This window comes from Streptomyces sp. NPDC104367 (assembly GCF_055583825.1).
Window position 1 is genome coordinate 125,014 of record NZ_JBVJND010000004.1, and the last position, 21,196, is coordinate 146,209.

A 21,196-nucleotide genomic window follows, 5' to 3' on the forward strand; every position below is an offset into this window, starting at 1 on the left:
GCACCCGGCCCCGGCCGGTCCCCGGCCTTCGGCTCAGCTCTCCGGGGCGTCCCCGAAGTCCGGGATCTCCAGCCTGGCCCCGCCCTGCCGCGCGGACTCGTGCGCGATGATGCCCGGCAGGGTGTAGCGGGCGGCCACCCACGCGTTCACCGTCGGCAGGCTGCCGGTGCCGACCGCCGTCACGAAGTCGTCGACGAGGAAGTGGTGGCTGCCCTCGTGCCCGTTGTGCAGGGTGTCGAACTCCCGGGGCAGCCGCTCCCGGTCGTGCACCGGGGCCGAACCCGAGGTGAAGGCGGCCCGCAGCTCCGGCGCGATGTGCTGGAGCGAGGGGTCGTCCGGCGACATGGTGGGCTTGGGCTCCAGCAGCTCGCTGATGTCCTGCACGCCCTTCTTGTCCTGCCACAGCGCGACCGTCGCCAGCTGCTCCATGCTCGCCTCGGTGCCGAAGAACCGGAAGCGCGACTCACGGATGTGCGAGGGGTAGCCCACCCGCCGGAACTCGTTGGTGCGGAACGAACCGCCGCCCGCCACCTCGAACAGCGCGGTGGCGTTGGAGACGTCGTTGCCGAACTGGCTGACGTCCTTGTCGAAGACGCCGTCGCCGCGGTCGTCGACCACGCCGATCGCGGACACGCTCACCGCGTGGGTCTGCCAGGCGCCGAGCACCCCGCCCACCGCGTGCGTCGGGTAGAGCAGCGGGGGATAGCTGGCGGTCGACTTCCAGTTCTCGCCGCCGCTGTAGCGGTACGCGTCGTAGAAGCCGAGGTCCATGTCGTGGACGTAGTCGCCCTCGGCGTAGAAGAGCCGGCCGAAGGCGCCCTCGGCGATCTGGTTGCGGGCGTGCACGGTCGCCGGGTTGTACTGGCTGGTCTCGCCCATCATGTACGTCAGCCCGGTCGCCCTGACCGCGTCGATGATCGCGGCGATCTCCTCGGTGGTGATCGCCATGGGGACCGCGGAGTACACGTGCTTGCCGGCGTTCAGGCCCTGCAGCACCAGCGGGCCGTGTGTCCAGCGCTGGGTGAAGATCGCGACCGCGTCGACGTCCGGCGACTCCAGCATGGCCTCGTACGACGGGAAGGTGCCGGCCAGGCCCTGGGCGGCGGCGAGCTGCTCCGCGCGCTCCGGCAGCAGATCGGTGACGTAGACGTCGCCGACGCCGGGGTGGGCCTGGAACAGCGTGGCGAACTGGCCGGAGAACTGGCCGGCACCGACGATGCCGAGTGAGAAAGTCATGGTCGTTACTTTCGCTTCGGAAGAATCTCGCCGTCAAGGGGCGGGGAGAAGCAGGAAAGGTGGCAGGGCGGCGCTTCCGAGGCGCACCCGGCGCACAGTAGGGTGGGTTCGGTTGCTTCAGTTCCAAAAGAAAAGGGGTACCGTGACCCACTGGCTGCCGCTGAGCCCCGCGGAGCGTTCCGTGGCGATCGAGGTGCTCGTCAACGGCCCGCTGTCACGGACCGGGCTGGCCCGCCGGCTCCGTCTCTCCCAGGGCAGCCTCACCCGCCTCACCAAGCCGCTCATCGAGTCCGGCCTGCTCGTGGAGGCCCCGGGCGCCCCGGGCGGGTCCCGCCAGGGCCGGCCCTCGCAGCCGCTCGACGTGGTCGCCGAGTCCCGCTCCTTCCTCGGCTTCAAGATCACCGACGAGATGGTGTACGGCGTCGTCACCACCCTCCGCAGCGACATCGTCGCCCGCCTGGACCGGCCCCTCACCGGTCACGACCCCGAGGAGGTCGCCGGCCTGCTGGCCGCGATGACCGCCGAGCTGACCGGCCGGCACCCCGCCCTCGCGGGCATCGGCATCGGGGTCGGCGGGTTCGTGCGGGAGCACGCGGTGGTCGGCGAGTCCCCGTACCTGCGGTGGCGTGACGTCCCGCTGGCCGAGCTGGTGCGGGCGCGCACCGGGCTGCCGGTCGTCGTCGAGAACGACGTGGCCGCCCTGGTCGAGGCCGAGACCTGGTTCGGCGCCGGCCGCGGCCTGGACCGGTTCGCCGTCCTGACCATCGGCGCCGGCATCGGCTACGGGCTGGTGCTCGGCGGACGGCGGGTCCCCTGTGCCGAGGAGGACCGCGGTTTCGGGCGGCACTGGATCATCGACCCCCAGGGTCCGCTGACCCCGCTGGGCGAGCGCGGCAGCGCGGTCTCGCTGCTCGCCATCCCCAGCATCCGCTACCAGATCCGGGCCGCCACCGGCCGGGACGCGTCGTACGAGGAGATCCTGGCGGACGCCGCCGCGGGCGAGCCGATGGCGGCCCGGGTGATCGGCGAGGCCGGCCGGGCGCTGGGCACGCTGCTGGCGCAGATCGCCAACTTCGCGATGCCCCAGAAGATCCTGCTCGCGGGGGAGGGGGTGGGCCTGATGGAGGTGGCCGGGGACGCGGTCCGGGACACCCTCCGCGCCCACCGGCACCCGCTCGCGGTCCCCGTCGCCCTGGAGACCAAGGTCTCCGACTTCCACGACTGGGCCCGCGGCGCGGCCGTACTGGCCATCCAGGTACTGGTACTCGGCGGGGCGGCGGGCTGAACTGCCCCTTCCGGTCCGGGACCCGCCACCGCCCCGCGGCGAACTCCCTCGTGGCCCCGACGCATTGACGTGATGAGCAACACGGTCCGTTATGTCCGTATCAGTCGTACTTACTCACGGCGTCTTCACGTCGATCGGCATATGCTTCACACCATGTCCACCACTGTTGAAGCCGTCACCGAGCGATCGGCGGACGAGGTCAACGAGGAGATCCGGGCCCTGTGGCTCCGGTCGGGCGGGACACTGAGCACCGAGCAGCGCGAGGAGTACCAGCGGCTCGTCCTCGAATGGGCGGCCGCCGCCCCGCAGCCGGACCAGGCGGCCTGACCGTCCGTCCCGGGCACCCGCACCGCGGGTGCCCTTCTCGTAGACTCCGTCAGCCCCAGGTCGCCGAGTAGTAGCGCTGGTACGCCTTGCGGTCCTGCTCCGAGCGGAAGTAGCGCGCCGCGACCAGGGCGATCAGACTGCCCCCGATCACCAGCAGACCCGGCCCGACGTTGCGGGTGTCCGTGATCCGGGCGATCAGACCGGTCTCGTCCGAGGTGCCGGTGACCGGCGCCGTCGACCCCGGCGAGGCCGCGCTCGGCGCGATCGCGCTGTGCGTCGCCGACGTGGACGGTGTGGGCGACGCGCTCTGCGCCCCGGTGGCCTGCTTCGTCACGATCAGCTGGACGTTCAGCGCCGCCATCGCCCGCGTCACCGGCTGGAAGAACGTCACCCCGCCCGCCGTGCAGTCGCCGCTGCCGCCCGAGGTCACGCCCAGCGCGATCCCCTCGGAGAACAACGGGCCGCCGCTGTCGCCCGGTTCGGCGCACACATTGGTCTGGATGAGCCCGGTGACCGTGCCCTCCGGGTAGTTGACGGTCGCGTTGAGCGCGGTCACGGTGCCGTCGTGCAGTCCGCTGGTGCTGCCGCTGCGGAACACCCGCTGCCCGACGGCCGGATCAGCCGCCCCGGTGATCCGCACGCCCTTGCCGTCGCCGATGGCGACCACGTCCGCGTTGGCGCCGGCCTTCCCGGACGCGTACTGGATCAGTGAGAAGTCGCTGCCGGGGAACTGGGTGTTGACCGTGGTGCCGACCTGGTTGCTGTTGCTCTGGCCCTCGTCGAACCAGATGGTGTTGGCCGGACCGCAGTGCCCCGCGGTGAGGATGAAGTCGGTCTGCCCGTTGGTCACGTTGAACCCCGCCGAACACCGCCCGCCCGTCGACAGGATCGGCTGCGCCCCGCCCAGGCGGGTCGTGAACTTGCCCTGGGAGCGGTCCATGTGCACGAAACCGCCGATGTCCGCGGCCACCCGGCTCAGGTCCGACCAGTCGGCGGCGGAGACCGTGCTGTCGGCCTCCACCATCACCCGGTTGGTCCGGTAGTCCACGGCCCACGCGGTACCCGCCACCCGTGGCGCCGCGCGCAGCGTGGCGGTGGCCGCCTTCAGCTCGTTCATGCTGTGCGACACCATCTTGGGTTCGGCGCCCGCCCGTTCGACCGTCGCCGCGGCCCGCTTGTCGGTCACCGCGACCACGGGCTTCCCGTCGGTGCCGATCCAGCTGCCCGCCGTGCGGGCCGTGCCGAGCTTCGCCACCAGCGCGGCGCCGGTGTCACCGGCCTCCGCGGCCGAGCTCGAAGGGGCGGCGGATGTGCCGGGAGTCTCGCTCGCCATGGCCGTCGTGACCATCGCGCCTCCCAGGAGGAGTCCGCCGACCGCCGCCAGCTGCGTCCCCCGCCGGACGGCCCGTCGTCGTGCGTGCCTCATGCATGGCTCCCGAACCCGAACGCGCGGTGTCCCACACCGCGGGGCCCTCCGGTCGTCGAGCGCCCTGCTCTCCATACGGGGCCCGGCCCGGAGGCGTTCACCCCACCGTTGATCTTTACCCTCCCGTGGGAGTGGGCCCCGCCGTACGCCTCGTTCCCCGACGGACACCGGCCGCCTATCTTGAGGCTCATGGCCAGCATCCCGCAGGAGAACCCGGGCGAACCGAACCCGCTGCGCGCCCTCACCCTCGACCGGCTGCGACGCCGTACCAGCATGAAATGGCGCACCTATCCGCAGGACGTGCTCCCGGTGTGGGTGGCCGAGATGGACGTGCCGCTCGCCGGACCGGTCGTGCGCGCCGTCACGGACGCGCTGGCGCTCGGGGACACCGGCTATCCGGCGGGCAGTGCCTACGCCGAGGCGCTGGCCGCGTTCGCCGCCGGGCGCTGGGGCTGGGACGGGCTCGACGTGACCCGCACCGCGATCGTCCCCGACGTGATGCTCGGGGTGGTCGAGATGCTGAGACTCGTGACCGGGCCGGGCGACCCGGTGGTCGTCAACCCGCCCGTGTACCCGCCCTTCTACCAGTTCGTCGGGCATCTCGACCGCCGTGTGGTGGAGGCCCCGCTCGGCGCCGACGGGCGCATCGACCCCGACGTCCTGGAGTCGGCGTTCCGCGGTCTCGGCGGCAGACGCGCCGCCTACCTCCTGTGCAGCCCCCACAACCCGACCGGCACCGTGCACACCGCCGGCGAACTCGCCGCCGTGGCGGCCCTCGCCGAGCGGTACGGCGTCCGTGTCGTCGCCGACGAGATCCACGCCCCGCTGACCCGGCCCGGCATCGCCTTCGTGCCCTATCTGAGCGTGCCGGGCGCGGAGCGCGGGCTGTCGGTGATGTCGGCGTCGAAGGCGTGGAACCTGGCCGGGCTCAAGGCCGCGCTGGCCCTCGCCGGACCCGGGGCCGCCGCCGACCTGGCCCGGTTGCCGGAGGAGGTCTCCCACGGCCCGAGCCATGTCGGCGTCATCGCCCACACCGCCGCCCTCGCCGGGGGCACCGTCTGGCTGGACGCGCTGCTCACCGGCCTCGACGAGAACCGGCGCCTGCTCGCCGGTCTGCTCGACCGTCACCTCCCCGGTGTCCGCTACCGGTCCGCCGACGCCACCTACCTCGCCTGGCTCGACTGCCGCGCCCTCGGCCTCGCGGCCGATCCGGCCGAGGTCTTCCTGGAGCGGGGCAGGGTCGCGGTGAACTCCGGTGTCCCCTTCGGGACGGGCGGCGCCGGACACGTACGGCTGAACCTCGCCACCTCGCCCGAGGTGCTCACCGAGGCGGTACGGCGGATGGCGGCGGCGCTCGGACGGGGCGTGACCGGGCCGCGGCCCCCGGCCTAGACTTCCGCCATGGACGACACCGCCGGTACGGCACTGGACCGACTCGCGGCCGGCAAGTACCTGCTGGTCACCAGCTACCGCAAGGACGGCACCCCGGTCCCCACCCCGGTGTGGGTGGTGCGGGACGGCGACACGCTCGGCGTCTGGACCACCGCCGACAGCTGGAAGGTCAAGCGGATCCGCCGCCGCGCCGACGTCACGGTCGGCCCCTGCGACGTGCGTGGCCGCCCGGGCGGCGAAGCGGTCACCGCCACCGCCGAGATCACGGACGCGGACACCACCGCCCGCTACCGCCGCCTCATCGCCCGCAAGTACGGCCTCACCGGCCGCCTCACACTCCTCGGCAGCAGACTGCGCCGAGGCCTCCCCGGAACAGTCGGCATCCGCATCACCCCGACCCCCTGATCCGACCGGCCGCCCAGGGCACCGGTGAGGGCGGCCCGCAAGGGGTTTCCGGGGGTCAGGTCCAGGCTCGGTAGGGCTCGTCGAGGAGTTGGAAGACCGGCTCGCCGCGGACCGGGTCCTTGGCCGTGGAGAGCTTGACGCGGTCGCCGCTGTGGATGCCGATCGGCGGGCCCATGACCCTGCCCCGCACCACGAAGCCCTCGGCCATCTCCACCAGCGACATGTTGCGCGCGGCGGGCGTGTTGCGGTGCAGCACCGTCGAGTGGCGGACCGTTCCCACGCCCTCGCTGCGCTCCGTGCGCAGTTCGCTGCCCTGGCACACCGGGCACAGCAGCCGGTGGTACGTGGCGGTGCCGCACCAGGTGCAGCGCTGGAAGACGATCGCGTCCCTGAGGTCCGCGGGCGCGGGGTCGAGGACGCCCGTCGCGAATCCGACCGCCGACTGTGCGGCGCTAGCCGAGTAGTGGTACACGCTGGTCAACTCCCTGCGCTCGCCCGGAAACCCGAATCCGGCGTGCCCGGACCCGGCCGCGCACACCCGTGCCCGGCTCACCGTGCCGCCGCGCACGCCGACAGCGTATGGCACGCAGTGCCAAGCGTAAAGGCACTGCGTACCCCGAATGTGGGCAGACCTCGTGAGGGCGGCGTGCAGGTCAGGCGCGCCCGAACGCGGTCTCGATCTCCTGCACCACCCGCCACATCGGGGCGTCCCGCCGGGAGACGAGGACCACCACGTCGTCCGGGTGCTCCGTCGGCGCGCCGAACAGCGCGACCGGCGCCGGGCCCGGCGCGCCACCGGCGGCCGCGCCACTGTCGGCCGCGGTGTCGTCGGCCGCGGTCCGGGTGCCGAACGCGGCCTGGACGTAGCCCAGCGCGTGGTCGACCGTGGCGCCCGCGTCGCCCCGCCCGTCCGAACGCAGCCAGGAGCGGAGCGCGTTGTTGTGCGCCGCGACCACGGCCGCCGCGACGACGTCCGCGCGCAGCGTCCCGTCCGGACGGCCGGCGCAGCGGCCGCGCAGGTACTCGGCGAGGGCGCGCTCGTAGCGCCACACCACCGACAGCTCATAGGCGCGCAGCCCCGGCACCTGCTTGGTGAGCCGGTAGCGCTGCACGGAGAACGTCGGGTTCTCCGCGTACATCCGCAGCACCAGCCGGGCCGCGTCGCACACCCGCCGCACCGGTTCGGCGTCCGGCCCGCTCGCCGCCAGGAAGGCGGTCATGTCGGCCAGGCAGCCCTCGTGGTCGGGGAAGACCACGTCCTCCTTGGACGGGAAGTAGCGGAAGAACGAGCGCCGCCCCACCCCCGCCAGGGCGACGATGTCGTCGACGGTCGTCTGCTCGTAGCCGCGCTCCAGGAAGAGCCGGAAGGCCGCCCCGACCAGGGCGTCCCGCATGGGCGGCTTCGCGGACGGCGCCGTGCTGCTGAAGCTCATGGACGCGAACGTAGCATTTCTGCGGCCCCGCCTGGCACTCGGTGCACGCATCCGGGGGACTGAGTGCTCTCGGCCCCGGCGGACACCGGCTCGCCCCGCTCCCGCTGAACCGCCGCGCCGGTGTCCCCGTATCTGTTCTCGGGGACCGCGGACACCCGTGCGCACGGGACGTAGAAGGAGAGCAGTGTGTCGACAGCGCCCGACCCTGAACAGCCGCACCGCGGACCGGTGCTGGAACCGGTCCGGGTCCTGCGCCCGCGCCGGCTCGACACCCTCGCGGAGCTGATGCGCGAGATCCGTGAGGAGGCGGAGGCCGACGAGAGGGCACGGGAGGCGCAGAACCAGAAGCGCCAGAAGGGCCAACGGACCCAGAAGGAGCCGAAGGGCCACAAGGGGCACCGGGAGCCGAAGGGCGCGGAGGAGGCCCGCGGCCCGGCGGCCTTCGAGTCCTTCGACTCGACCGGGTGGCCGGACTCCGGCGCCGAGGACGAGACCCAGGAACTCCCGCCCGTCACCGACGGCCCCCGGCCCGGACCCGGCGGCCACGTCCACGGCTCCCACGCGGCCCGCCCCTTCGGCTTCGGCCCGGGACTGCGCCGGGCCGCCGTCGTGGTGGCCGTCAGCGCGGCCGCGCTGGTCGGCTTCGGCTGCGCCCTGCTGCTGCCGGGCCGGGAGGGCACCGCCGAGGCCGCCCAGACCTCCCCGTCCGCGACCACGGCACCGGCCACCACCCCGCCGGCCTCGGACACCTCCACCGACCCCGACGGCGCCGGCACCCTGCGCCAGGGCGACACCGGCCCCGAGGTCGTCGAACTGGAGCAGCGCCTGCTGCGCATCCCGGACGTCTACCACGACGGCTCCACCGCCGGCACCTACGACGCCGCCCTCACCGCCGCCGTGGAGCGCTTCCAGATCTGGTACGGCATCAGCGGCGACGAACGCGGGGTCTACGGCGACGACACCCGCCGCTCCCTGGAGTCCCGCACCAGCCTCACCGACGGCTGACGCCCAGGTCGAACGCAGGGCAACGGATCGGTCAATCCCCGCGGAGGAGCGCGGGGCGGGGGCCACGATGGGCAGTCACCCGGCGGTCCGTGCCGCCGGGCTCCCGCCGTACGACCCCGAAGGCCACGCAGATGAACGGCTCCCGCCTCCCGGGCCTGCTGGTGCCCGCCGTGTTCCTGCTGGCCCTCGTGGCGGGCCTGGTCTGGTACTGGCTCCACCGCGACGACTGACCCGGCGGGCTACGGTCCGTCCGGCGCCGGCACCCGGATGTCCAGCACGCACACGTCGTCGCGCCGCTCGCCCGACAGCATGGCGGCGAGCAGCGCGTCCAGGGAGGCGGGCCCGGCGTCCCGGACGGCCTCGGCCAGCCGCGCGAGCCCGGTGTCGATGTCCTCGCCGGGCCGCTCGACCAGGCCGTCGGTGTATATGAGCAGCCGGTCGCCCGGCTCCAGCGGGCATCGGGCCGCCTCGTAGTACGGGTCCGCCGAGGCCCCGAGCACGATGCCGGCCGGCCGGTCCAGGAAGCGGGCCCTGCCGTCGCGCACCAGCAGGGGCGGCAGATGGCCGGCCTGGGCCCAGACCAGACAGCGCCGCGCGGGCTCGTAGCGGGCCAGCACCAGCGTGGCGGTGGACTGGGCGTCCCGCGAGTGCAGGAGCAGGAAGTTGAGCCGGGCCAGCGCCCCGGTCAGGGAGGAGCCGGTGCTCACCATGCCCTTCGCGGTGAAGCGCAGCTGGGCCATGGTCGCGACCGCGTCCACGCCGTGTCCCGCCACGTCGCCGACCACGAACAGCGCGGCGTCGTCGGGCAGTTCGATGGCGCTGAACCAGTCGCCGCCGACATGCACCCCCGCCTGCGCGGGCAGGTAGGCGACCTCGACGCGCAGCCCGCACAGCCGCACCGGTTCGCTGGGCAGCGGCAGCAGGGCGTGCTGGAGCCGCACGGCGAGCGCCCGCTCGGCCTCCAGGACGCCGCGCTGCACCAGGATCGCCCGCTCGCTCTCCACCAGCGCGAGTTCGGCGTTGCGCTGGGCGCTGAGGTCCTGCACGAAGCCGTGCACCTCGACGACCGTGCCGTCCGGGGCGGCCACCGCTTCCGCGACGGCCCGCAGGTGCCGCACCGCGTTGCCGGTCCGGATCCGGAAAGGGATGTCGAACGGCCGTCCGGTGCGGGCGAGTTCGGCGACCGCGTGGGCCAACGCGTGTGCGTCCTCGGGCAGTACGAGGTCCGGCAGCAGGTCCAGCGGGACGGCTCCGCGGCCCGGGGCGCGGCCCAGGATGGTGTAGACCTGGGGCGACCAGGTGACCTGACGGGTGATCAGGTTCCAGTTGGCCCAGCCGAGGTTGCCGAGCCGCTGCATGTCCGCCAGCCGCTGTTCCTGCCGCTCCTCGGTGTCGTGCCGCAGCCAGGTCACCAGCAGGCCGTCGCCGAGCCGCGCGGCCCGCACCGAGTAGGTCGCCGTCACGGCGACCCCCGCGACGACCTCCCGGTAGACGAAGGGCTCCCCCTCGTACGGCTCTCCGGCGAGCGCCTTCAGGTACCCCTGCCACAGCGACTCGCCGGCGACGGAGGGGTAGCTCTCCAGGATGTGCGCGCCGACCATCTCGTGGCCGGTGCGGCCGAGGATGTCGACGGCGTCCGGGGCGGCCGCGTCGATGCGGTAGTCCTCCACCTCGCCGGCGGCGGTGCGCAGCGGGGTCAGCAGGACCGCCGCCCCCGGGAAGGCGTCCAGCACCCGCTGCACGGTCCGGGAGAAGGCCGAGGCCACCGTCTCGCCGGGGCTGTCCAGGGCGCCGAGCCGGCCCGCGCACAGCCGGGCGACGCCCCGCAGCAGCTCGCGCCCGGCCGGGCCGAAGGCGGCCCCTTCGCGCCGCAGCACGCCGAGGGCCACGTCGTGCGCGCCGCCGGTGGTGACCGGCAGCCAGGCCCGGGACGGCCAGCGCCCGTGCGGCTCGCCGATGAGCTGGAACTCCCGCCGCTCCCGCGGGTAGTGCTCCAGCCAGCGCGGCTCACCGGTCCGCAGCGCCTCCAGCGGGGCGATCCCGGACACCGGGGGCACCTGCTGCCAGAGGCCGGCGAGTGTGGCGTCGACGCCGGCGTACCCGATGAGTTCGAGCCCGTCGCCGTCCGGCCGCCGGTACAGCAGCACGGCGTCGGCGCCGACGGCGGGGGCCAGGTGCTTCAGGAGCGACGCGGCCAGCTCCTGCGGGGAGCCGACGCGGACCAGGGCCTTGCCGAGGCTGCCCAGCGTCTCGGCGGTGTCCGGCGCCGCGGGCGCCTCCCGGGGCCGCGCCGCGGCGGGCGGCACGGCGGCGGTGGCCGGCGGCACGGTGGGCATCAGGGCGCCGATGGTGAGCCAGCACTCCTCCAGCAGCGTGCGGTTCCCGCTCTCGGCCCGCCGCAGCAGCGCCTCGTGGGCGGCGTCCGGGGAGCAGCCCTCCGTCGCCATCAGCGCGCCCTTGGCCCGCTCCACGACGGCGGAGGCGGCCATCGAGTTCCGCAGCCGGTCCAGCTCCGCGCGCTGCCTGGAGACGATCTTCGCCAGGGCCGCCAGCTCGGCGGCGGAACCGGTGTCACCGGGAGGCGCGTGCTCGCTCGTCACGGGTCGAGCATCGCACAGGTCGGCGCCTTCGATCACGGCCGTACCGGATCGGTTCCGGGCCGTACCGGATCGGTTTCCGACCGCACCGGACCGGCGAGGGGCGGGGCGTCCGCCGGCAGGTCGGGTCGGGGGCCGGCCGGGTCAGCGGCCGGTGCTGTGGCCGACGAGCGCCTCGGTGACCGCGCGGACGCTGCGGGCGATGTGCTGGAGCTGCATGACCTCCGCCGCGTACAGCTTGATCGTGTGCTCGATGACCGACTCCGGCAGCCCCAGCAGGGGCAGTTCGGCCCGCGCGGTCTGGAGCGCGGTGCGCGCCACCCGGACCTCCTGCTGGACCTGGATCTGCGCGTGCCGGGCGAGGAGCACGGGGTGGCGGATCAGGGCCGGGTAGCTGGCGTAGCGGGCCGGCACGAGTTCGCGCAGCCACTTGGCGGCCGAGCGTTCCCAGTCGTAGCTGCCCGGTGCCTTGACCTGGCAGGGCCAGTCTGAGCTGATGCGCGTGGTCGTCGTCAGAGTCATGATCATCGCTTCCGGGTGTGCGGCGTCGTGAGGGTGTGCGACGGAGGTCTGGGCGGCTCCGGCCTAGGGGATGGCCGGAGCCGCCGCGGGCGAATCGCGCAGGCGATGCCCGTTCGAACGCACCCGGCGCCGACGCGGGTAGGAGACGGCGGCAGGGGGCGTCCGTGCAGGGTCCCCGGGCGTCGGCCGCCGGCACTGCGGGTGGAGCTGCGTGCGCATGGGCGGTCCGTGGCTTTCTCGGGGACGGGTGGGGTGATCCCTGAGCAGTATTTATATATGCCGTCCGGTTTGCAAGACGTATGAAAACATTCATGCGCGAAATGAGGTGAATGATTCCCTTAAGTAGCCATGCGGGAGAGTGTGCGGGGGATCGTCGGCGGGTGCGCCGGGCCCGCGATCAGTCCTCGGGGAGGAAGACTCAGTCCTTGAGGAAGAACTGGTGCTGCTCGGCGACCTGCTCGTACTCCTCCAGGCGCGCCTGGGTGCGCTCGGGATCGGCGTCCGTCATCGCCTGGAGCAGCGCGGCGGCCATCAGACCGGGCGCCGCGTAGGTGTCGAAGACCAGGCGGGAGCCGGTACCGGTGCTGAAGGTCACATCGGCCTCGTCCGCCAGCGCGCCGAGCGCGAGGTCGGTCACCAGGGCCACCCGCAGCCCGGCGCCGCGCGCCACCCGGATCGCGGTCAGCGTCTCCTGCGCGTGCCGCGGCATGCCGAACGCCAGCACCCAGGTGCCGCCCGCCTCCCGCGACTGCAGCAGCGCGTCGTAGGCGACGCTGCCGCCTCTGGTCACCAGCCGTACGTCGGGGTGGATACGGCGGGCGGCGTAGGCGAAGTACTCCGCCAGCGAGACGGAGATGCGCAGGCCCAGCACGGTCAGCGGGGACGACCTGGACAGCTCCCGGCCGATCCAGATCACCCGGTCCGGGTCGGCGAAGTCCCGGCGCAGGTTCTCCAGGTTCTCGATCTCGGCGTCCACGGCGGCCTGGAGCTCGTTGCTGCGGTGCTCGGTCGCCGCTCCGCCGCCGCCCCCCGCCAGGGTGCGCAGCGCGATCGACTGGAGCCGCTCCCGCAGCGCCGGGTAACCGCTGAAGCCGACCGCTCCGGCGAACCGGGTCACCGACGGCTGGCTGACCCCGACCCGCTCGGCGAGGTCGGTGATCGACAGGAAGGCCGCCTCGGTGATGTGGTCGATCAGGTACTGGGCGATGCGCCGCTGGCCCGGGGAGAGCCGGGGCCCGTCGAAGAGCTCGCGGAGCTGGGAGGTGGGCGCCGCCTCCGCCTCCGGCTCGGTCTTGCCCGATGTGATCGCGGATGCCTGAGCGCGTGCCTGCTGCGGCGATGGCACCGAAGCGCCTCCTTTGTCTCCCACGAGGACTCAACATAGCCCACGGCCCGTGGTGACCAGGGGGTGCGCACGGTGCCGTACCGCCCCGGCGGCCGAACGCGCGGCGTGCGCGGCCGGCACCGGGATTCCCGCGGTCAGCGCCGGAAAATGGTGATCGAATGGCCGACATCATCGACGGGCCGGCTGCTCTTGATCAATTCGGCCAGCGCGCCGCGTGCCTTGGCGACGGAGGAGTCCGAGACGACCAGCAGCCCGTGCACCCGGCCGGGCGGCACCGTGCGGGGATCGGCTGCGTGGATGCCGTAGTACGACGGCACGCCGCTTCCCTTGTAGACCAGCCAGACCCGCTCGCCCGGGTAGCGCTCCGCGAGCCGGTCGGCGAGCCGGCCGAGGTCCTGGCCCCAGTCGACGTTGGAGTCGTGCAGCCGCAGATGCGTCCTGGCCGGACCGCCGAACGCCTCGTTGGAGTACGGCAGATAGAACGGGAACGTGCGCAGCGAACTCACCGCGACGAACAGCAGCAGCGCCCCGGCCGCCGGCCGCGACCACCGCCGGCGCATCGCGAGCACCGAGGCCCCGGCGACCGCCAGGAACATCGGCATGAACAGCGCGTACCGCGTCCCGAAGTCCCGCGAGCCGGTCATCGCCGCGGCCAGCAGCACGGCCGGCGGCAGCAGCAGGTACGGCGCGGCCGGCCGCAGCCGCCGTACCGTCACCAGCGCGGCGGCACCGGCCGCCCACAGCGCCAGCATGCCGAGCGGGGTCTTCACCAGCAGGGCGGCCGGCAGGTAGTACCAGCGGGACCCGGTGTACAGGTGCCCGAAGAGATAACCCTGCCAGGGGTAGTCCTCCAGGCCGAACTGCACCCGCATGCCGTCCCGGTAGGCGCGCGGGAAGGGCATCAGGTCCACCAGCAGGCCGCGCACGCCGTGCACGGCCGGGACCGGGCCGGCGGGCACGAAACGCAGCCGGGGATCGACCGCGAGGTAGCTGAGCCAGACCACGGCGACCGCGGTCACCGCCACGACCGCCGCCGCGGCGAGCGCCCGCAGCACGCGCCGCCGGTTCCAGCCGCCCCACACCGACAGCGCCGCCAGCACCGTCAGGACCGGGATCGCGGGCAGCGCGCTCATCTTCGTCGCCACCGCGGCGCCCAACGCGGCCCCGGCGAGCGGGAGATACGGACGCGGGCGGCGCCGGGCCCGCCACACCAGCCAGGCCGACGTCAGCACGAAGCCGGCCGCCGGGACGTCCAGGGTGGCCAGCGAGCCGTGCGCGATCAGATCGGGGGAGAAGGCGTACAGCCCGAGCGCCAGCAGCCCGGCCGCCGTGCCGAGGATCTCCCGGGCGAAGGCGAACGCGACCAGGCCGAACAGCAGCGTCAGCACGATCACCGGCAGCCGCGCCCACAGCATCACCCGCCAGGGGTCGTTGCCGGACGCGTACAGCAGATGCCGGCCCACCTGCCCCTGGTCGCCCCGGTAGGACGGGTCGTAGTGCGGGTCGGCGACCGCGATCCCGGCCATGACGACGAGCTTGCCCAGCGGCGGGTGCTCGGGGTTGTAGCGCAGCCGGTGCTCGTGGAGGTAGTCGGTGGCCGTGGCCACGTACACCGGCTCGTCGATGGTGGGCGTCTGCTGGACCGCGGTGGTCACCATCGCCGCCGCCATCTGGCCGAGGAGCAGGACGACGAGGACCGGCACCAGCCACCGGCGGCGGGCGCGCAGGGCGGCGTGGAGCCGGGCCGCCGGACCGGGCCGTGGGCCGGGCCCGGCGGCGGGCACGGGGGTGCCGGGGACGTCGGGGTCGAGAACCGACTGCTGTTCGCTTGCCATCATCCGCCCCGCGGGGACACCGGGCCCGCGGCGACGGGAGCGATCACGGGCCGCCATGGGCCCCACTGTCGCACCGCTCCCGCCGCCGGGCGCGTCACCGCTTCACGAGTCGTACCGACAGACCGTCCGCCGTGTACACGGGTACGGCCCGCAGCGTGGCGGAGTTCAGCTCCACCTTGTCGAACTGGCCGCGCAGCCGCGGCGCGTCCAGCACGGCGAGGGTGCTGCCCGCGGCCGGCGGGTGCTCGGTGTCGAGGTTCAGGACGAGGGTGCTGCCCCTGCCCAGCACCGCCAGGTGCTTCACCGTCAGCGGGGCCTTGCGGCCCTTGCCCACGGTGACCTCCAGGGCGCCCGCGTCCTGGCTGTACGTGCCGCGCACGGACACCCGCCCGGTCACCCGCAGGGTGCCGGCCGAGACCCGGACGTCGCCGTGGCCCAGCGCGTCCTGCGAACCGGCGACCAGGGTGCCCGCCGCCACGACGGTGCCGCCCGTGTAGCGGTTGCGGCCGGTCAGCGTCAGCGTGCCGGTGCCGCGCTTGGTGAGCCCGGCGCGGCCGTCGATGTCGTTGCGCCAGCTGTCGGCCGCCGCGAAGCCGCCCGCCGCCGCGTCCAGGGTGACCGTGACGTCCGAGTCGAAGGAGCCGTAACCGTCCGCCGCGGCGAACAGGTTGAGGCGGCCCCACTGCTCGTCGCCGTCCAGCAGCACGTACCCGGAGGGCAGGCCGGTGGTGCGCAGCACCTCGCGGCGCTGGTCGGCACCGAGGTAGGGCTGGCGGGTCTCCAGGAGCACCTCCGCGCCCTTGGGCACGGTGAGCGGCAGTTCGCGGCCCTGCCGCTGGAGGACGTAGGTCAGCCGGGGCGTGACCGCGCGCTCGTTGGCCGCGCGGTCGGCGTACGGGTCGGTGCCGGTGCCGGCCGAGTGCGCGTAGGCGTACAGGGTGTCGGCGGTGCTGCCGGTCTGCGCCTCGAACCAGGCGAGGGCCTGGGCGCGGGCGGCGGCCTTGAGGTCGGCGTTGGCCGGGTCGGTGAGGGTGGCGGCGGCGAGCGCGGTGGCCATGACGCGGCCGGCCAGCACGTCCACGGTGTTGTGCATGCCCGCGACGATCCGGGTGTCGCTCAGCTCCAGGGCACGGGTCACCAGCTCCTGGAAGCGCTCCGGCACCGCGTAGGCGTAGGCGAGCGCGGCCAGGTGGAAGGCGTTGGTGTGGCCGGAGGGGAAGCCGCCGTCGTCGGTCGGGGAGGTGCCGCGCTGGCGCAGCAGCTGCGGGGCGACGACCACGTCCGACTGGTAGACCGGGTAGCCGAGCGCGTCGGTCGTGCCGGTGTCGACGACCTCGCTGTTCTCGTTCATGCGCCACGGACGCGGGTACTGGTAGGCGTACTTGGCGGGGTTGCCGGACGCGTAGGGGCCGCGCACGGTGTCGACCAGCTCGGCGACCTTGCCCAGCGCCGAGCCGTGCGAGCCCGCGCCGAGCGCCGAGCCGGCCGGGGCGTCGGCCGGGACGGCGTCGCTGACGGTGGTCGCGGGGGTGGTGTCGGGCGCGCTGGTGATCGAGGTGACCGCGAGCGACCCCGCCTTGTAGAGGTCGGCGAGCGGGCCGAGGCCGGCGATCATCGCGTAGCTCTGGTGCTGGCGGTCGTAGATGAACGCCGTCTTCGCCTCGGCGGCGGTGCGCCGGGTGGTGACGCGGGCGCAGTGGCGCATGTTGGCGCGCAGGATGTCGGCCCGCAGCACGGTGCCGGTGTTCCAGGCGGACCCGGTCTTCCAGATCTGCGCGAAGCCGTCGAGGATCCGCACCACCGCGTTGGTGTCGGCCGTCAGGTTGGCGGTGGTGTTGCTCTTGTAGTCGTCGACGAACGCGGCGGCGGCGGTCGCGGCCTTGGCGTCGGCGGCCGCGAGCCACGTGGCGAAGGTCGGGGCGGCCACGATGCCGGCCGACGCGCCGAGCGAGGTCTTCAGGAATCCCCGTCGGCCGACGGCGAGGCCACGGGCCGGTGAGGAGGTGCGGTGCCCGGCAGATGACGGCATGGTGTGCCTCTCTTGGGTTCTGCGGCCCGGCGGCCGGCAGGGGTTGGCGAACGGCCGGTGCTCCTGGTGCGCGTGAGCGTGCGGGTTCGCGGGGGAGAAGTGTCGAACGAGCGAAGTTCTAAGGCGGGTGCGTGACCCGGCGGTCATGCCGTGACGACCGCCGCATGGCCCGCAGTTGAACGGCAGCCCGGTGGTTCACAGGAAGAACGGCCCGGGACCTGCGCGTTCACGCTGCCGAGAGGTCCGTGGTACGCGCCCGCGCAGATGAACGGAGGCGGACGGGTCCCGTACCGCGCCCGGCTCACAGCAGAGCGCGTGCCAGCGCCAGCGCCCCCTCGACCGGAGGGAGGCGCAGCTGCCGCGGCCGGGCTCCCGGCACGGCCTCGGCGAGCGCGGCGGCGAAGGCGTCGTACAGGCGTCGCTGGGACAGGATCGTGCCGCCCGCGACCACCACGTCGTCCACGGGGAGTCCGCGGGCGGCGAGCCGGGCCACCAGGGCGGCGAGCGCGCGGCCGCCCTCGGCGATGACGTCCCGGGCGATCGGCGAGCCCGCGTCGGCCGCGGCGAAGACCACCCTGGCGTGCCGGCCCCACTCGGCGGAGACGTCGGTGGCGCTCTCCAGGGCGGCGCCCAGCGCGGGCACCTCGGCGACCTCGAAGGCGGCCACCAGACCGGTCGCGAGCGCGTCGGGTGCCTCGCCCCGGTCGTGCGCGGCCCAGGCGGCGCGCGCCGCGTCCCGGACCAGCCCGGCGGCGCCGCCCTCGTCGCCGAGTACCGCGCCCCAGCCGCCCACCTGTACGGGGCTGCCGTCGGGGGCCCGGCCGACGGCCACCGAGCCGGTGCCGGCGACCAGGCCGACGCCCTTGTCCAGGCCCGCGGCGGGGACCAGGAGCTCGGCGTCGCCCACCACCCGGACGGGCACACCGAGCGAGTCCCGCAGCGCGGCGGCGATGCCGGCGCACTGGCGGGGGGTCTCGCAGGCGTGCCCGCCGACGGAGAGCGCGGCGGGGCGGGTGCCGGCCGGGAGGGCCTCATGGACCAGGTCCGTCAGCCAGCGGGCCGCGGCGGCCGCGTCGTGCGGCCGCCAGCCGCTGCTGGAACGGACGTGATCGGTGACCGTGTCCGCGTCGGTGCGCGCGCGGAGGTGGGTCTTGGTGCCGCCGACGTCGATACCGACCACGAGCGGGCACGAGGAAGGAGCGTCCTGCACGGATCCTCTTTCGTCGTCTGGGCGAAGGGCGCCGAAGAGCATGGCACTTTGCCGTGACGGCGGGCGAACCGCACGTGGCAGAACGGGAGTCGAGCTGGTCGGGAAGCCCCGGGACGGGCCTCTTTCGGAGCACGGCAGGCGAGTACCGTGTACTTCGTTAGGAAGTTAACTAACGAAGTACAGTGCGTCAAGAGTTGTCGCGCAGTCGATCACGGGACACCGCCGCAGGGCGGGACCGCGCGGCACGAGGGCATCGCATCGCCGCACCCCGCCACCCGGGGAGCGCGGCCCCTGACCCCTGGGGGAACTGTGGAACACGTCGTGGCTGAGGCCCCCCGGCTCACCGAGAGCGCCGGTGCGGTCTTCACCGTGCTGGCCCGGGCCGGCACCGCCACCCGGCCGCAGCTCGCGAGCCTCGCGGGCCTGTCCAAACCGACGGTCTCCGCCGCCGTCGCGGAGCTGGAGGGAGCGCGGCTGGCCACCCACTCCGGCACCGCCTCCAGCGGCACCGGCCGTTCCGCGGCCGTATACGGTCTCGGGCCCGCCTCCGGTTCGGTCCTCGCCGTCGACCTGGGGCCGGCCCGCACCCGGGTGCGCGGCTGCGCCCTGGACGGCACCCTGCTCGCGGAGGCCGCCACGCCCCGGGCCCGGGCCGCCGACGCCGTCCGCGAGGCGCTGGCCGCGCTGCCCGCCGGGGCGCCGCTGCGGGCCATCGTGGTCGCCGTCGGTGACGTCACCGCCCGGGACCGCGCGGGCACCGGCATGCGCCCGGCGACCGCCAAGGCGGGGCCCGTCTTCGACGCGGTCTCCGTCGCGCTGCCGCCGGGCGTGCCCGTCCACCTGGAGAACAACGTGAACTGCGCGGCCCTCGCCGAACTCCACGAGGGTGCCGCCCGGGGCCGCCGCACCTTCGGCTACCTGCGGATCGGCGTCGGTATCGGTCTGGGCATCGTCATCGGCGGCCATGTGGTGCGCGGCGCCAACGGCGCGGCCGGTGAGCTCGCCCGGCTGCCCTACCCCTGGGACGACGACACAGCGCCCCGCCAGGAGGCCCTGGAGGCGTACGTGGGCTCGCACGCCCTGCTGCGCCGGGCGGCCGAGGTCTGGCGGGAGGCGGACGGCCCGTGCCCGCGCAGCGCCGAGCGGCTCTTCGCGCTGGCCGCCCAGGGCCTGGAGCCCGCCCGCGCCCTCGTCGCCCGGCACGCCGCCGACGTGGGCCGGCTGGCCGCCGCGGTGACCGCGGTCCTGGACCCGGGGCTCCTGGTGCTCGGCGGCAGCACCGGCGCGGACCCGCAGCTGCTGCCCGGCGTGCGGGCCGAGCTGGGACGGCTGAGCTGGCCCACCGAGGTGGTCAGCAGCCAGATCGGCGACATGGGTACCGTCGTGGGTGCCGCCCGGCTCGCGGTGGCCCAGGGAGTCCAAAACGTGACCGAAGGCGCGCAGGTGAAGGATTGACGGCCTCCGACTCGGTCTGCCAATGTCCGGACAAGCGCTTTCTAAGTCGGCCGGGACGCCGGCTTGGGGCGAGCTTCCCAGCCCGTACGCGACGTACGGCAACCGCACGAGGGCGTGCCCGAGCGGTGACGGCCACATCGGCCGGGGATCTCGCCCCGCGTGGACGATGCGGCCGGGCGAGGCCGCGCCCCCGGAAAGTGACTTTTCCTTCAAAATGCACCCGTGCCGCTTCCGTCGGCGCCGTGCTCCGTCCTTCCGACGAAATGGGATCGAAGATGACCACTGTGGGTGTGCGGCGCTCCAGCCGACTCGGCCGCGGCGGTATGCGCCGCCTGGTTCCCCTCGCCGCCGTCGCCACGGCAGGCGCCCTGCTGCTCTCCGCCTGCGGCTCGGGCTCCGGCTCGGGCGGGAGCGCCAAGTCGCTGACGTTCTGGATCTCCACGGTCCCGGGCCAGGACGCGGGCTGGAAGAAGCTGGTCAAGCAGTACAAGAAGGAAACCGGCGTCAACGTCAAGCTCGTCAACATTCCGTACGACGGCTACCCCACGAAGCTGCACAACGCCGCGCAGGCCAACTCCCTGCCCGACGTCGCGGACGTGCCGGCGCTGGACCCGATCTGGTCGAACAAGCTGATCGACCTGAGCTCCATCGCCAATGACAAGAGCTACAACATCAACGCCAACTTCCTCGCCAAGGACTCGTCCGGGAAGGTGCTGTCCATCCCCTCGGACGTCACCGCCTCCGGCCTGTTCATCAACAAGACGCTGTTCAAGAAGGCCGGCGTCGAGATCCCGACCTCGCCGTCGAAGACCTGGACGTGGACCGAGTTCATCGCGGCCGCGAACAAGGTCCGGGAGAAGACCGGCGCCAAGTACTCGCTGACCTTCGACCAGTCGCCGTCCCGGCTGCGCGCCATGGTGTACGAGATGGGCGGCAAGTACGTCCACGCGGACTCCTCCGGCAAGTTCTCCGTGGACGCCGCGACCAAGAAGGCCGTGAAGTACTTCGTCGGGCTGAACGACGACAAGACCATGCCGAAGTCGGTGTGGACCAGCGGCGCCGACCCGTCCGCCATGTTCCAGAGCGGTGACGTGGTCGCCTACTGGTCCGGTGTGTGGCAGGTCGCCGCCTTCGCCGACAGCATCAAGAAGTTCGACTGGGAGAGCGTGCCGACCCCCGCCCAGCCGGTGCAGGCCAGTGACGTCAACAGCGGCGGCATGATGGTGGGCTTCAACAACAACAGCGAGGCCTCCGCCGCCGCGAAGAAGTTCATGTCCTGGGTGTACGACCCCAAGCAGTACACCGAGCTGGTCGAGACCTCCGGGTTCCTCCCGGTCGAGAGCGGTCTGAACCCGAAGTACCCCTTCACCTCCGAGGCGGCGCAGGCGGCGTTCAAGCTCTACAACGAGGAGATCCCGAACTACGCCCCGATCTCCGGCTACTTCAACACCGCCCAGACGAACTGGGTGCTGAAGGGCAAGAGCCTCACCGAGGACCCGACCAAGACGGAGCTCGGCAAGGCGATCAACGGCCAGCAGACGGCGGAGAAGGCCCTCCAGAACATCGTGGACGGCTACAACCAGCAGGTCGGCAGCGGATCGTAGGCCACCGGGCCGGGGGGGGGGGGGGGGCCCCCCCCCCCCGCCCCCCCCCCCCCCCGCGCCGCCCCCCCCCCCCGGGGGGGGCCCCGCCAA

Annotated in this window: 18 protein-coding genes; 8 read left to right on the top strand and 10 right to left on the bottom strand. The window is 73.7% G+C overall.

Going from position 1 to position 21,196, the window contains the following annotated elements; translation table 11 throughout:
- Positions 1 to 33 precede the first annotated feature (33 nt).
- Complete coding sequence (locus tag ACZ619_RS07865) at positions 34 to 1,236, bottom strand: Gfo/Idh/MocA family protein (protein WP_469595533.1); 1,203 nt, start codon at positions 1,234 to 1,236, stop codon at positions 34 to 36.
- A gap of 142 nt (positions 1,237 to 1,378) precedes the next feature.
- On the opposite strand from ACZ619_RS07865, the gene ACZ619_RS07870 reads away from it, so the two are divergent.
- Positions 1,379 to 2,521 (top strand): ROK family transcriptional regulator, encoded by a 1,143-nt coding sequence (locus ACZ619_RS07870; RefSeq protein ID WP_469595535.1) that lies wholly within the window; start codon positions 1,379 to 1,381, stop codon positions 2,519 to 2,521.
- 141 nt (positions 2,522 to 2,662) lie between these two features.
- Positions 2,663 to 2,848 (top strand): hypothetical protein, encoded by a 186-nt coding sequence (locus ACZ619_RS07875; RefSeq protein ID WP_469595538.1) that lies wholly within the window; start codon positions 2,663 to 2,665, stop codon positions 2,846 to 2,848.
- A 49-nt stretch (positions 2,849 to 2,897) separates the two neighbouring features.
- Here ACZ619_RS07875 and ACZ619_RS07880 read toward each other — a convergent pair whose 3' ends face one another.
- Positions 2,898 to 4,274, bottom strand: coding sequence for a S1 family peptidase (locus ACZ619_RS07880; RefSeq protein WP_469595541.1), 1,377 nt, complete (start codon positions 4,272 to 4,274; stop codon positions 2,898 to 2,900).
- 189 nt (positions 4,275 to 4,463) lie between these two features.
- Between ACZ619_RS07880 and ACZ619_RS07885 the strand changes: the two genes are divergently transcribed.
- Positions 4,464 to 5,666: an aminotransferase class I/II-fold pyridoxal phosphate-dependent enzyme gene (locus tag ACZ619_RS07885; protein WP_469595543.1), complete on the top strand. Its 1,203-nt coding sequence runs from the start codon at positions 4,464 to 4,466 to the stop codon at positions 5,664 to 5,666.
- A 9-nt stretch (positions 5,667 to 5,675) separates the two neighbouring features.
- On the top strand, positions 5,676 to 6,071 hold the full coding sequence (locus tag ACZ619_RS07890) for a PPOX class F420-dependent oxidoreductase (protein ID WP_469595545.1): 396 nt from the start codon (positions 5,676 to 5,678) through the stop codon (positions 6,069 to 6,071).
- Between the two features lie 55 nt (positions 6,072 to 6,126).
- Here the strand turns inward: ACZ619_RS07890 and ACZ619_RS07895 are convergent, their stop codons facing one another.
- Together ACZ619_RS07895 and ACZ619_RS07900 are read right to left on the bottom strand one after the other, a co-directional pair.
- A complete protein-coding gene (locus ACZ619_RS07895; protein ID WP_469596037.1) occupies positions 6,127 to 6,543 on the bottom strand; it encodes a Zn-ribbon domain-containing OB-fold protein in 417 nt (138 codons plus the stop codon).
- Positions 6,544 to 6,724: 181 nt separating this feature from the next.
- Complete coding sequence (locus ACZ619_RS07900; protein WP_469595546.1) at positions 6,725 to 7,504, bottom strand: TetR family transcriptional regulator; 780 nt, start codon at positions 7,502 to 7,504, stop codon at positions 6,725 to 6,727.
- Between the two features lie 186 nt (positions 7,505 to 7,690).
- Here ACZ619_RS07900 and ACZ619_RS07905 point away from each other — a divergent pair, with 186 nt between their 5' ends.
- Together ACZ619_RS07905 and ACZ619_RS07910 are read left to right on the top strand one after the other, a co-directional pair.
- The gene (locus tag ACZ619_RS07905; RefSeq protein WP_469595549.1) at positions 7,691 to 8,509 is read left to right on the top strand and encodes a peptidoglycan-binding protein; all 819 of its coding nucleotides are present in this window, start codon (positions 7,691 to 7,693) and stop codon (positions 8,507 to 8,509) included.
- Between the two features lie 89 nt (positions 8,510 to 8,598).
- Positions 8,599 to 8,739, top strand: coding sequence for a hypothetical protein (locus ACZ619_RS07910; protein ID WP_469595552.1), 141 nt, complete (start codon positions 8,599 to 8,601; stop codon positions 8,737 to 8,739).
- Between the two features lie 9 nt (positions 8,740 to 8,748).
- Here ACZ619_RS07910 and ACZ619_RS07915 read toward each other — a convergent pair whose 3' ends face one another.
- The 6 genes from ACZ619_RS07915 to ACZ619_RS07940 all read right to left on the bottom strand — a co-directional run bounded on the left by ACZ619_RS07915 (position 8,749) and on the right by ACZ619_RS07940 (position 18,089).
- Positions 8,749 to 11,109 carry a SpoIIE family protein phosphatase gene (locus ACZ619_RS07915; RefSeq protein WP_469595555.1) on the bottom strand — a complete coding sequence of 787 codons (2,361 nt, stop codon included), beginning with the start codon at positions 11,107 to 11,109 and terminating at the stop codon, positions 8,749 to 8,751.
- Positions 11,110 to 11,250: 141 nt separating this feature from the next.
- Positions 11,251 to 11,634, bottom strand: a complete 384-nt coding sequence (locus tag ACZ619_RS07920; protein ID WP_469595557.1) for a hypothetical protein — start codon at positions 11,632 to 11,634, stop codon at positions 11,251 to 11,253.
- Positions 11,635 to 12,046: 412 nt separating this feature from the next.
- Positions 12,047 to 12,973, bottom strand: coding sequence for a MurR/RpiR family transcriptional regulator (locus tag ACZ619_RS07925; RefSeq protein WP_469595559.1), 927 nt, complete (start codon positions 12,971 to 12,973; stop codon positions 12,047 to 12,049).
- A 134-nt stretch (positions 12,974 to 13,107) separates the two neighbouring features.
- The gene (locus tag ACZ619_RS07930; protein WP_469596039.1) at positions 13,108 to 14,811 is read right to left on the bottom strand and encodes an ArnT family glycosyltransferase; all 1,704 of its coding nucleotides are present in this window, start codon (positions 14,809 to 14,811) and stop codon (positions 13,108 to 13,110) included.
- Between the two features lie 91 nt (positions 14,812 to 14,902).
- Positions 14,903 to 16,837, bottom strand: a complete 1,935-nt coding sequence (locus ACZ619_RS07935; RefSeq protein WP_469595562.1) for a phosphatase PAP2 family protein — start codon at positions 16,835 to 16,837, stop codon at positions 14,903 to 14,905.
- Positions 16,838 to 17,138: 301 nt separating this feature from the next.
- Positions 17,139 to 18,089: a BadF/BadG/BcrA/BcrD ATPase family protein gene (locus tag ACZ619_RS07940; RefSeq protein ID WP_469595564.1), complete on the bottom strand. Its 951-nt coding sequence runs from the start codon at positions 18,087 to 18,089 to the stop codon at positions 17,139 to 17,141.
- A gap of 279 nt (positions 18,090 to 18,368) precedes the next feature.
- Here ACZ619_RS07940 and ACZ619_RS07945 point away from each other — a divergent pair, with 279 nt between their 5' ends.
- Both ACZ619_RS07945 and ACZ619_RS07950 read left to right on the top strand, forming a co-directional pair.
- Entirely contained in the window at positions 18,369 to 19,502 is a 1,134-nt protein-coding gene (locus ACZ619_RS07945) for an ROK family transcriptional regulator (RefSeq protein ID WP_469595567.1), read from the top strand.
- 275 nt (positions 19,503 to 19,777) lie between these two features.
- Positions 19,778 to 21,106, top strand: coding sequence for an ABC transporter substrate-binding protein (locus tag ACZ619_RS07950; RefSeq protein WP_469595570.1), 1,329 nt, complete (start codon positions 19,778 to 19,780; stop codon positions 21,104 to 21,106).
- Positions 21,107 to 21,196 lie beyond the last annotated feature (90 nt).